This is a genomic window from Natrinema soli (assembly GCF_028618695.1).
On the sequence record NZ_JAQIVI010000150.1, the window covers coordinates 1 to 12,218 of the forward strand.

Here is a 12,218-nt window from a genome sequence, read left to right on the forward strand (position 1 = left end):
GGAGTGCACCAGGTGTCAGTCACCTCGACACGGCCCGGATCCTGACAATCCAAGAGAGGACACGCACCACCAGTGAACCAGGAACCCGGACGGCGAGACTCTCTCACTGCTCCAAAATGACCGTCAGATCAGAGTCAACGTCTCGTGGTGTTGTTTCTCTCCTCGAGAGGTGAGAGGATCCCACGATGTCTGAAACGGATTGCACTGACGAGCCACTGACGCCAGCACAGCGCCTCGAGTCATCGAATCCCCGGCTCATTGATGCGGGAATCGCGACGATCACCGATATGGAGACACTGCAGGCGTGTGTCGCCTACGAAAACCAGCACCAACAACGCCTTTCGATCCTCAAACTGCTAGCCCAGCGAGCTGAAAAACTTCGCGAGGAGTCGTGACTGGTCCACCGATCACGATGCCTGCGACAGCTGGGAGTGTTGTTTGCACCCTCGAGAGGGGTGGAGGGTTTTCCAGATGACAGATCGACCCGAGATCACGATCCAACAGCAGACAGCGTTCACCGCTGACGGTGGACTCGAACCGACCGAAGAAAGCGTTGCGACCTCGCTCGAGGATTTCGGTGCTGACGTGACTCATCGCGGGGTCGAAACACGACTCGATCACCCCGTAGCTAGCGAGTTCGGCGTCGACGACCGTGTCGAAGTTCGGTACTCGGAAGGCGACAATACCGACCAGACATCGCTGTTCGCGGAGACGGCCGACGACCAGCTGACGCTGACGGGCGAGGACGCCAGCGCACAGTTCCTCTTCGGTTCACCCGGTGAGAGTAATGACTGACCCTTCCGAGAGCACCCACAACGGCGGACGACAGGTCACATATCCAGACCCAAGAACACGCATACTCGCGCTAGCCGCAGCGACTCCCGATCCGCCAGTCAAAGGCGGATACACCCATGGCGATCCGTGTCCCCGCTGCGAGGCAGCGGTGTTGGCTGGACGATTCACTGAAGAGGGTGAGCAGTTTCTCGAGTGCGAGCGGTGCCTGTACCGTCCCACAAGCGGGTGAGACGCCGGTGGCTTTGAATTACCCTAGTACAAGGTCTGCAACTCAATTGGTTCTGCCACCAATTATATCTCTCGTCCGGAACGAACCAATGTATGAATGAGTCCGATCAGGATGCAATTCTTCGCCTCTGGGATGAATTTACTGAGGACGACTATCGTTATCTCGACGAATCAGGAGAGAAGATCCCCCTCACCCGCCGGAAACAACAACGCGAAGATCGGCTTCCGCACATCCAGGATCTGATAACCTCGTTCCAGGCCGGCGATCTCCCCCTCTTTGAATTCCGGACGGAGATGGACAGCGAGAGCAAACAGCATCGGTACTGGGGCTTCGGAGGGATGAGCCAGATGTTCTTCAATATGTACTGCAATGAGACACAGCGCCAAGATCGAACCTCGGAAAGTACGACGCGACTCCAGGAAGCAATTCGTGTGCCAGCAGATTCAGCGGGAGCATCCGAACAGATCGATCATTTCGAATCCTACGTCGAGACCCTCAAATCGAACGCTGAGAACAAACGGAAGGCACCACAGGCCGGGTTCATTCCTGCGTTCGTTTCCTTTTTCTGGCAAGCCCAAGCCCCTGATACGGTCCCAGTCTACTACGAATCCAGTCGAGAGGGCTACAAAGAACTCGGCGTATGGAAACCGCGTGGCGATCTTGGTGAGCGATACGCTGCGTTCTGGGAAACGACGATCGAGATCCGAGAGCTCATCGAACGACAACGGGACGAGGACCCATCGCTATGGGCAGTCGAATATACCATTCTTCGGTATCGAAATCGATCGAAACGTCCGGATGATACTAGGGGAACGACCGAAGGAGAACAAGGGGGGATCGGCGAGGAGTCGAATCAGAGAGAACTAGAGACCTACGCTGATTTCGAGGCCCAACAGCGTGCCCTCGGGATTGATGAGATGGCCATCGACGTCACGGGACTCTATTTCGACGATCTCGATGAAATTCTGGCGCAGGCTCGGACTGCCCTTCGGAATGGGAACAACATTATTTTGGTTGGCCCGCCAGGGACGGGAAAGACGAAACTCGCGAAGCAAATCTGTCGGAGTGTCGTCGGAGACTCCTTTCGGATGACGACAGCGACCGCAGATTGGTCGACGTTTGACACGATCGGCGGCTATCGACCCACTGGGGACGACGGACTGACCTTCAAGCCTGGCGTCTTCCTCTCGCAGTTCCAAGACGAGGATGGTGCCCCACAAAACGAGTGGCTGATCGTCGACGAGATCAACCGCGCCGATATCGACAAGGCGTTCGGCTCGCTGTTCAGTGCGCTCACCGGCGAGGACGTCACCCTGCCTTTTTCGGATACAGATGGGAAAGCAATCGAAATCATTGGCGATGAGAACAGCCAGGAGCTGTCGATTGAACCCTATCGGTACTACGTTCCCCAGAAGTGGCGGATGATCGCGACGATGAATACGCTGGACAAGACCTCGCTCTACGAGATGAGCTATGCGTTCATGCGTCGATGGGCGTTCATCCCGATTCGGGTGCCCGATCGCGAGTCAATCGATGGAGAGCTCGTCGCCCAATACGTCGAGGTCTGGGACGACGTCGAGGTGGACCTGGATCGCTGTGAAACGGTCGCGTCGATATGGCGGGTCATCAATCGCTTCCGTGAAATCGGGCCGGCGATCGTCGAGGACATCTACACCTATCTACGAGTCCCATCGAGTGACCCAGTTGCACCGATTCTCCTTCATGTCGTCCCCCAGCTCGAGGGGCTTCGTGATGAGCAGCTGGTCCAATTCGTTGGGGCAATGGGCGAAATCGACGGACTCGATGAACCCCGTCTTGGAGAGTTCGTCGCAGACTACTACCAGATCCCCCCAGAGCGGTTCGACCAGTAAGTATGAAGACGCCACCCGAACGCCTCCTCGAGGAGGTCGCTGACGACTTCCATACCTATCTCTCGAAGGGGGTGCGATTCCAGCCGTTGCTCGATGATATCGATCCGAACCTCCAGATCGACGACCTCGAGAAGCTGCTCCGAATTCAGTTCGTCTGTACAGAGTCTACTGGAGAGACTCCGGGCGTAATGGATTTCGTTGCAGCACTCCCGGATCGGATTCGCCGTCTGAAGACGACCGTCTCTCGTGACGTACAGGTTCGGCAGGGCGAAGTACGAGGGCGGATTGACTGGCAGGAGACGATCAAACACCGCTATCAGGGTGGCGGGTCCGAGGCCACCGGGTTCGCAGCCCAGGAGACACGGACGAACTACGATATCGACGAGAACATCGTCTTGCACACGCTGCTGTCAGAGATTGATGAGATCGTGACCGATGATCTGTATCCAGCACTACAGGCACCCGACGAATACGGCTGGCTCGGTCGATGGACGGACGCTGACGCGGAATTGGTGCGAACGCTCGAGCAGGTGGTTGAGCGGAACGTCTATCTCGAACGAATCACCGAGGAAGCCGCGGTCACAGATCGGATGCTTCGGTCGGTGAAACGCTCGCGGAATCCCCTCTACAGTGAGGCAGCCCAGCTTTTGGGTCGGTATCGCCGGCTCTTGGCATACGATTTGGATCCGACCGACGCGAAGGAGCTGTTGCGAACTGGATTCGTCGCACCGGATCGCCCGGAGTTACTGTTCGAACTCTACTGGGTGTTCCGTATTCTGGGGTGCTATCCGGAGGCTCGCTTCCGGTTGATCGAGGACCAGCGAGGCGTGGTCGCCGACTGGGAGACGGAGACTGGTCGATACGTAATGTCGCACGACTCGACGGGACCTACATCACTCCAATTCAGTGAGAACCTGGATCGAGTAGAGGTGCCTGAACAGGATGGCTATCTCTCGCGGTCGGTCGCCGTCGCAGAGCATTGGCAGAAGTATGTACAGGATTCGCTGGGGATTTCGGGAACTGATTCCCTCTGGGGCGGCCGGCCCGATATTCTACTGGAGAGGTATACAGACAACGAAGCAGTTCCTGACGCGGTTTTCGTGGGGGAGGTCAAGTACACGCGGAATACGTCGTATGCTGGTCAAGGGCTGCGTGAACTCCTCGAGTACATGGCATATATACGAGCCGGTGAGACCTATCTGAGTTCGCGGGGAGATCTCTTTGTGGACGGGCCTGTACGTGGGGGTTTGTTCGTCGATGCACTTACTGAGGACGTGAGTAGTGACGGACCGATCACGATCGCTCAGTTCGATGATGAGGTCAAACAGCCGTTGTAGAGTGGAGTGTAAGATCGATCCTGACTCGAGCGCCTTGGAATACCATGACGAGCAGTGAACGACCGAGAAACAGTATCTGAGCCATCTGTTGTGTACTAATCAGGTGATTCAGAGACGCTGGTTCTAAGACACCCCGTACAACAAGTATACATATGACTTCAACTGATCTCGTTGACGCGTTCAAATCTACGAAAGAAACTCTCTACGCAGCAGGCATCGTAGATGACTTTTTTTTGGATCTCACCGCTTCGCGCTTACTGGTAGAACGCGTAGGGGAAACAAATAATCAGAACTGGTGGGATTCTCGGGTCTTATCCGAAACAGGGCGAGCTCGACTTTCGGAAGTAACGCCAAAAACCAAACTGCAATCACGGATCAATCTCGCCTCGAAAGTCGGTCACAAAGCGGAATCCGATCAACTTCCACCAGATTCTATCTCTCTGTTCTCATTCGGTCCCCAACTAGAATCCCGACTTGCAGCTGCCATCGAAGACATTGAAGATGATGATCAGCACTCATTAGAAGCACTTGAGAACGTCTCCGTTCAATCACTGGAAAAAGGTTGGACAGATGTGGTGATTGAACAAACCGCTTCAAACATTACAGCCACATCTGTGTCTCTTCCTAAACCAGAAACTGGCGGCTCGTTCCGTATCGACGAGGAAGGCTACACCCAGTCTGAAATTGAGCCGGAAAAATGGCGGCTACTAGCAACCCTCTTGCAAGGATACGGGCATTGCACAGACCATCTCAAAGTACCGTACTATCCGCTCCAGTCAGAGCTTAAATCGGAGAACGTGTGATGGGTTCGTATGAGTAACGAGCATATCGAGCCGGGAGACGAAGACGAAACTGCGCAAGCTGAGAGTCTCGATCCCAAAATTGCCCACCACAGTACGTATATCGACGAAACTAAACGCGTTCTTCGAACCTACGTCGAATGTAAGTCCTACGAGGAGTTAGAACGCAAGGTCGTCGAGGACAATATTTTGAACAAGAATACGGACGAGTATCGAACGAACATCCTGCGTGAAATCACACGTCGACACATTCACGACAGGGAGGAGTACACGGAAACGCCTCTCATGCAGATTATGGCAACCGATGTCCGTAGCGACGTAACTGACTGGTGTCTTTACTACGAATTCGCTCAAGACCCCTTCATCTACCTCGTCACACGTGAGTTCCTCTACCCTGAATTCGAGCGCGGAACACTGTCCGTCCAAACCGTTGACATCGTCACATTCATTGAATCCATTCAAGAGGACTACGCAGACTTACGTGACCGGTCGGAATCGACGATCAACGAAGCGGCCACGAAATATCTCACTGCGCTACGGAACTTCGGGCTTTTGGAAGGAAGCCAGCGGAAGGAGTTCGCTGTTACATACGTTCCTGACGAAACGATTGCGTACGTCGTCTATCGACTCTTCCAAAAGGGGGCGAAGTCCGCCTCAGACATCATCGAACATGACGACTGGAAGCTTTTCCTGATGAATGAATCCGAGGTGCAGCGTAGAGTCCGAGACATCTCACCTCAGTATGTGAGTTATGAAAAACGAGGATCGACAGAACGCCTGATCACAAAGCATGACAGCATGGAGGAGTTGATCAATGGTTTCTGATTTCCAAGCGCAACTCGAAGAAGTCGAACGACTTGTCCGAGATGATCGAAACCAGGTCGGAAAGCGAGCGGGTGTCCCGTTCATCGTGTTCACCTACGACCCGGCTGACGAGATTGAAGTCGATCAAGAGGTTCGAAACCTCATTAACAAGCTTGAATACCATGATCAGGCGGTTGCAGCAATCGACATGCGCGACCTGGTGTTCACGGTACTCGAAGAACGCGGCATCCTAGAGAACGTGATCGACCTCGAACGCCGTGATCGAGAACGGTTACTTGACGGGCTGAAGTCGTCACTACTGGACGATGGCGAGATGGGGCAGTTAGCTTCAGCTATTGCAACTCAAGCAGAGGATGCCGACACCGTGATCGTCTACCGAATGGGCATCCTCTACCCGTTCGCCAGCGCCTCCACGTTGATGGGACAATTAGAGATGAATACGCCGGATGACACACCCATCGTATTCTGTTACCCGGCGAAAGTGGATAACAAGAGTTTAAGATTCCTCAATGAATCAGAAGGGACATATTACCGTGCAAGAGTGATCGGACATGAGTAACACTACCTCCACCCAACAAATCCACGAAATCTTCTACCGGCCGATCAACCGGAAGATCGACCGCGTCGTCAAAGTCGACAACGACGACCCGAGCGTCGTCAAGAAAGAACTTGAAGAGTACATTCTTACACCACAGCTCGAGCGGCACTTCTCGGATGCGTTAGAGGCCATCATCGACACTGAGCATACACAGACAGAAGATGTCGGGATGTGGGTCTCTGGATTCTTCGGCTCGGGGAAAAGTCACTTCATGAAAATCCTCGGCCACGTTCTAGAGAACCGTGAGTTCGCGGATACGCACGCAGCCGAGATGTTCCGGGATCGAATCGAGGGCAACGAGATGCTCGACGGAGCAGTCTCATCCGTCAACACGAAGTTCGATTCCGAGGTACTGATGTTCCAGATCGGCGCGAAAGCCGATGCGTCCGGAAGCGAATCCATCACCGAAATCATCCACCGAGAGTTCAACATCTCTCGTGGCTACGCCTCGATGCCCTGGGTCGCCCAGATGGAACAAGAGCTCGAATCGCGCGGTGTGTACGACGAGTTCGTCGGCGCCATCGAGGCGAACACCGGAAAAGACTGGACGGAAGCCCGCAAGGACGCCATGTTCGTCCGGTCAGACATGGAGACCGCATTGGTTGAGGCCACCAATGAGTTCGACGATGAAGAAGATGCGGCCCGGGCAATCGACGATGTTCAGGACAACGTTCTGATCAACGCGTCCACGCTTGCCGAAGACATCGTGGACTACGTCGAACAACGAGAAGCCGAGACCGGAGACAACTGTCGGTACTTCGTTTTCATCGACGAGATCTCTCAGTTCATCGGTGACGATGGCCAGCTCCTTCTGGAACTCCAGAGTATCGTTGAGGAATTCGGACAGAAAGGCAAGGGCAAGGTCTTCCTCGGAGTTACCTCGCAGGAGCAACTCCAGCAACTCATCCCCGGCGTCTTGGAGAAGGAAGCCGAGGAGTCGAAAGTCATCGACCGATTCCCGCACCGATTCGACCTCACCTCCGAGAACCTTGACAAGGTCGTCCGCGACCGTGTCCTCAGCAAGAAAGGCGAGTTCAGAGGAACTCTCGGCGACCTGTACGACCAGCACGAAGGTATCCTGTCCGCAAGATACAAACTCGATTCCAGTCAGAGCCTAAAACCGATCAACAGGGAGAACTTCATCGACTGCTACCCATTCCTCCCCTACCAGCTCGACATCCTCCCGGAGATGTTCAAGGCCCTCGGGAAAGGCTCTGACGACCAGCTCGCGGGGAGCGAACGTACACTGATTGACGTCACACAAAGCGTCCTGAAAGACGAGGACCACCTCTACGACGACGAACTCGGTGCTCTCGTCACGCTGGACATGATCTTCGACGAGATCAGCAATGACATCCCTAGCAGCGACGTCAAATCGATCCGTGAGGCGCGACCGAAAGATGCCGATCCAGCAACCGCACGACGCGTCCTCAAATCATTGTACCTCCTTCAGCAACTCGCTTGGATCCCGAACACGGCAGATAACATTGCAACGTCTCTCCAGACAGAACTCGGTCCCACGAAACAACTAGAGGGGGACGTCGAAGATACACTCGATGCCCTCGTCGATGCCGGGTACGTCGGCCGGAGCGAAGAAGGATACCGATTCCTTCGAGAAACCGAGCGCGAACTCGAAAACGAGATTAAAGGTATCGAAGTCGGTCCTGGTGATATCCGCCGATCCTCCAAACGCTTTTTGAATGATATCCTTGACGAAACGTCCCGCGTCAACTATGAGGGGAAAACGTTCCAGTTGAACCTGAGCATCGATGGCGAGGGGATCACGTCAAAGGGCTATATTGACCTCAAGACATACTCACCGATCTATCAGCGGTACGAAGACCTCGATCCGGACGGGCTGAAAACACAGAGCTTCAGCGAGGACGGAACGCTGTACTGGATCGCCGACAACGAGAAACAGCACGACATCTACGAGAAGCTGAAATCGATCTTCCAGATCAACACTGTCGTCAAGGAAAAGCGAGGAAACGAACTCAGTCAGGAGGAACAGGAAGCCCTCGGACAAAAACAGGAGGATCTCCAGCGCCTCCGTAACGAGGCCGAACGCGAGTTCAAGCGAAGTTTCCAACGCGGCACCCTGATCTATAACGGTGACACGCAAGAGTTCGACGCTACGAACACTTCACTATCGTCGCTCGTGTCCCGAAAGACAGACAACGCCATTCCGAAAGTTTTCACTAGCTTCAAGCACGGCTCCGCATCCGTCAGAGACCGACACCTGGAGCAGATATTCGGTGACCTCCAGGGCTCGTCAAATCCATCGGTTTTCTCCGAGCTTGGCGTCGTTCAGGACGGCGAACTCATCGCAGAGGCCCGTATTGCTGCAGAAGTCGAAGACGAAATCCAGCGCCGCGAGAAAGCTGGTGAATCTCGTTCCGGAGGCGACCTGATCGATCACTTTGCGGAGCCGCCATACGGGTGGAGTCGTGAGGTCGTCAGACTCGCTGCAGCCGTGCTGTTCCGAAACGGATCGATCATCCCGACCTACAAGGAACGAACCTATGGAACGTACACGGAAGACGGCGCGCAGGAATTGTTCACGCAGGTCACGAAGTTCAAGTCAACCTCGTTCGACGAGCGCGAAACCGTCGACATCGACACGCGTACGGACGCCAAGCAACTACTCGACCGTCTGTTCGACCGTAAAGTCAAATCGACAGACCAAGCAGTCGATGAAGGCATTCGAGAGGGGGCAAATCAGTGGGTCTCGACCACCAGCACACTTCTCTCCCAACTCCGGCGGGTAGACTTCCCTCTTGCTGACGACATTGAGCAGTTCCAAACTCGGTTGCAGAACCTGCTTCAACAACCCACGTCAGCCAAGCGCATCAAACAATTCGTCGAGTTCGAGGACGACCTCGAAGACCTTACCAAGACCGCGAGGGACGTCGCCGAGTTCTGCGGCGAAACCAGTGGCGAGAACCGCCTGAAAGAGTACGAAACGATACAGCGATTCATCACGACCGAATGGGAATCGCTTATCGACGAGGCAAACGACCACCCCGGACTCGTCGACGTCAGCGACGACGCGCGCGACGCAGCTGATCGCGTCAAGAATACGCTGGACACCGAGGGCGTCATCAGCCAGTGGAACAACGTCAAGACGGACTACCGCACAGCAGCGGAGGCCTTCACCACAACGTACGAAAGTCTGTACGAGAAGCGCTACGAGACGTACAGCGACTCCATCGACTCAGTCAAATCGTACGCTGGCTCCAACATTGACGAAAGCAATCTTCATTCGGCGCTATCGGACCTGACGGAACGACAAGGCGGCGGAGCAGTGGATCTGGATATCTCGAACGAAGACCATATCAATCCGGACCCCTCGATCACCCGCCTTATCGAACACATCCAGACCGTCGATTCATACGAGAACGGCGCGAAAACCGAAATCGACAATCTGGACGATGACGACGACGATGGAACGATCCGCGAGAGCGTAGACATTGACGATATCTTCGGAAACGTCGTCGTGACCGAACCCGACGACATCGAGGCACCGATTAACGAGCTACGAGGGGAAATCGAAGGGCTCCTCGACCAAGACGGGGACGTAGAGATTCGATTCCGGTAACGTACAAGAGAAAAGCAGACGTCGGAATTTTTCTCGGGAAGATTCTCAATCGGATCAATTAGGTAGGGGGACAGAGCAGTCTCCCACAATTATAAGACACGCCAATTGCTTGTCGTCGGTATGTCATCGCGGGTGAGAACCACGACACAGCACGCCGCCAGCTCACCCGTTTCGCGGCGGCATGTACCCCTTTAGTATCCATGTCCACAACGCACGGTCAACCCGGTCTCTCGTCGGATCAGCGCTCGACCATTCGAAGCACCATCCTCAGCACACGACGCACCCTCGAAGACGAGCTTCGACGACAGCTCGAAAAGTACGGCATCTATGAGAACAAGCGCCTCCCGCTTGAAGATCTGACGCATCTCTCCGCGGAAGACCGCCATACCCGACGAACGCTAGATGCAGCGATCGAGCGAGAACTCGAATCCACAGAAGGCGACCTACAGCGGTCGATCACCAACTACGTCCGCGAAGCGACGAAGACTTACCTTAACCGGTTCGTCGCGCTGAAAACCATCGAAGTTCGCGGACTCGTCGAGGAAACCATCACCGAACGGCCGGAGTATGGCAACCGGTCGTACATGCACCACACCGTCGCCGAAATCGCCGGCGAGCTAACCAACGCACCCGACGATGGCTTCGGTGCCGCACTCGACCTCGCATATCAGGAGATCGGCGCGGAGATTCGGATGATCTTCGAAGAATCCGAACACACAGCTATCGACCTCGACGCGCAAGTCCGCGAGGAAATTCTCGACGAACTGGATGCAATCGACGACCAGGCCTGGGAGAGCGACGAAGCGCTGGGTTGGGTGTACCAGTACTTCGGTGAGGAAGAACGCGAAGAGATCGACGAACGCGTCGACGAAGAGAACTACAAGATTGCTGGGACAGACATCGCCACGAAAACCCAGCTCTTCACACCGCGGTACATCGTCGAGTGGATGGTCGATAACTCACTGGGGCGGTTATGGCTCGAAATGCAGGGCGGGCGAACTAACATCGCCGACGAGGACAACTGCTTCTACCTTGCTCCTCTTGAAGAGTCGCTGATTGACCGTGAGACGAAACCGGTCGAGGAGATTAAAGTGCTTGACCCTGCATGCGGGAGCGGACATATGCTGTTCTACGCATTCGATGTCCTCTATCAGATGTATCTGGAAGAGGGTGAAGTACCTGAGAGGTACATCCCGCGTGAGATCCTTCGGAACAACCTCTACGGTGTCGATATTGATTCAGGAGCTGCACAAATCGCCGCATTATCACTCTATTTAAAAGCTAAAGACCAATCGCCTGAGGTCGAAATTCCGCAATTGAATATCGTCTCTGCAGATGCCGTACTGATCAATGGCGAAAGGAAAGAGGAGATACTCGAACGTGCGGGCTCGGAGTTAGAGAGAGAAATTTTAGAGCAGATTTGGAATAGCTTCGGTGACATCCGCGAATTAGGCAGTCTGGTTCAAGTCGAGGACCGCATTGACGAGGTTCTCGACGAATACCGAGAAGAGTTCGAGGAAACGGGTCAGACACAGTTCACGAGTGGTGGAGGACTAACCTCTCAATCGACCTTCGTTACAAGAGGTGAGGAAGAGTCCTGGGATGAAATAAAATCCCGACTGATGCAAAGTGTGCAAAACCTCGCTATCGAAGCACTCGAACATAATGACCCAATCGAGGAGATGTTCGCAGCCGAGGTCGGAAAGACCGTCGAGCTCCTTGATGTCCTAATAGGGGAGTACGATACGGTCGTTAGCAATCCACCCTATTTGCAGAGTAAAAAAATGGGCGAGACGTTGAAGGGTTACGTCAGAGATCATTATGTAGGTAAGTATGACGTCTACGGAGCATTCATTGAGCGCTGTCTTTCCTTCTCTTCCGAGACAGGCCACGTTAGTATGGTCACACCGGAGAATTTCATGTTCCTCTACTACTTCCGAGGACTGCGAAAGAAGCTTCTAAATAAGAGTTACTTCATCGAGGCTGCTCACCTTTCCAGATACGGTTTCGAGCAGCAGAAAGACGCATACACAATTCCCTTCGTGCTCAGAGGGTCTGCTCCCACTGAAGGAGAACCGTCTCGCTTCTATCGGATGACCCCATCCGTTCTAGTTTAGCGACTGGCTGAAACGGAGATCACGCCGAAATTGCGTCGAGTCTGACCG

9 protein-coding genes are annotated in these 12,218 nt (G+C 54.4%); all 9 read left to right on the forward strand.

The window, feature by feature from the left end:
- The first annotated feature begins 185 nt into the window (after positions 1 to 185).
- The 9 genes from PGX04_RS11040 to PGX04_RS11080 all read left to right on the forward strand — a co-directional run bounded on the left by PGX04_RS11040 (position 186) and on the right by PGX04_RS11080 (position 12,170).
- Positions 186 to 395: a DUF8129 domain-containing protein gene (locus PGX04_RS11040; RefSeq protein WP_273738552.1), complete on the forward strand. Its 210-nt coding sequence runs from the start codon at positions 186 to 188 to the stop codon at positions 393 to 395.
- 76 nt (positions 396 to 471) lie between these two features.
- The gene (locus PGX04_RS11045; protein WP_273738553.1) at positions 472 to 795 is read left to right on the forward strand and encodes a hypothetical protein; all 324 of its coding nucleotides are present in this window, start codon (positions 472 to 474) and stop codon (positions 793 to 795) included.
- Positions 796 to 1,116: 321 nt separating this feature from the next.
- Positions 1,117 to 2,895: an AAA family ATPase gene (locus PGX04_RS11050; protein WP_273738554.1), complete on the forward strand. Its 1,779-nt coding sequence runs from the start codon at positions 1,117 to 1,119 to the stop codon at positions 2,893 to 2,895.
- Between the two features lie 2 nt (positions 2,896 to 2,897).
- Positions 2,898 to 4,232 carry a hypothetical protein gene (locus tag PGX04_RS11055; protein WP_273738555.1) on the forward strand — a complete coding sequence of 445 codons (1,335 nt, stop codon included), beginning with the start codon at positions 2,898 to 2,900 and terminating at the stop codon, positions 4,230 to 4,232.
- Between the two features lie 152 nt (positions 4,233 to 4,384).
- Positions 4,385 to 5,035 (forward strand): BrxE family protein, encoded by a 651-nt coding sequence (locus tag PGX04_RS11060; protein ID WP_273738556.1) that lies wholly within the window; start codon positions 4,385 to 4,387, stop codon positions 5,033 to 5,035.
- A gap of 9 nt (positions 5,036 to 5,044) precedes the next feature.
- Positions 5,045 to 5,857, forward strand: coding sequence for a BrxA family protein (locus PGX04_RS11065; protein WP_273738557.1), 813 nt, complete (start codon positions 5,045 to 5,047; stop codon positions 5,855 to 5,857).
- Positions 5,847 to 6,416, forward strand: coding sequence for a BREX protein BrxB domain-containing protein (locus PGX04_RS11070; RefSeq protein WP_273738558.1), 570 nt, complete (start codon positions 5,847 to 5,849; stop codon positions 6,414 to 6,416). The genes PGX04_RS11065 and PGX04_RS11070 overlap by 11 nt, the downstream gene beginning before the upstream one ends.
- Positions 6,409 to 10,053 carry a BREX system P-loop protein BrxC gene (gene brxC / locus PGX04_RS11075; protein WP_273738559.1) on the forward strand — a complete coding sequence of 1,215 codons (3,645 nt, stop codon included), beginning with the start codon at positions 6,409 to 6,411 and terminating at the stop codon, positions 10,051 to 10,053. The genes PGX04_RS11070 and brxC overlap by 8 nt, the downstream gene beginning before the upstream one ends.
- 200 nt (positions 10,054 to 10,253) lie before the next feature.
- The gene (locus PGX04_RS11080; protein WP_273738560.1) at positions 10,254 to 12,170 is read left to right on the forward strand and encodes an Eco57I restriction-modification methylase domain-containing protein; all 1,917 of its coding nucleotides are present in this window, start codon (positions 10,254 to 10,256) and stop codon (positions 12,168 to 12,170) included.
- Positions 12,171 to 12,218 lie beyond the last annotated feature (48 nt).

Excerpts from the sequence above, each read along its gene's own strand:
- PGX04_RS11050 (WP_273738554.1), top strand. The coding sequence starts at position 1,117 with ATGAATGAGTCCGATCAGGATGCAATTCTTCGCCTCTGGGATGAATTT.
- PGX04_RS11080 (WP_273738560.1), top strand. The coding sequence starts at position 10,254 with ATGTCCACAACGCACGGTCAACCCGGTCTCTCGTCGGATCAGCGCTCG.
- PGX04_RS11055 (WP_273738555.1), top strand. The coding sequence starts at position 2,898 with ATGAAGACGCCACCCGAACGCCTCCTCGAGGAGGTCGCTGACGACTTC.
- PGX04_RS11065 (WP_273738557.1), top strand. The coding sequence starts at position 5,045 with ATGAGTAACGAGCATATCGAGCCGGGAGACGAAGACGAAACTGCGCAA.
- PGX04_RS11060 (WP_273738556.1), top strand. The coding sequence starts at position 4,385 with ATGACTTCAACTGATCTCGTTGACGCGTTCAAATCTACGAAAGAAACT.
- brxC (WP_273738559.1), top strand. The coding sequence starts at position 6,409 with ATGAGTAACACTACCTCCACCCAACAAATCCACGAAATCTTCTACCGG.
- PGX04_RS11045 (WP_273738553.1), top strand. The coding sequence starts at position 472 with ATGACAGATCGACCCGAGATCACGATCCAACAGCAGACAGCGTTCACC.
- PGX04_RS11070 (WP_273738558.1), top strand. The coding sequence starts at position 5,847 with ATGGTTTCTGATTTCCAAGCGCAACTCGAAGAAGTCGAACGACTTGTC.
- PGX04_RS11040 (WP_273738552.1), top strand. The coding sequence starts at position 186 with ATGTCTGAAACGGATTGCACTGACGAGCCACTGACGCCAGCACAGCGC.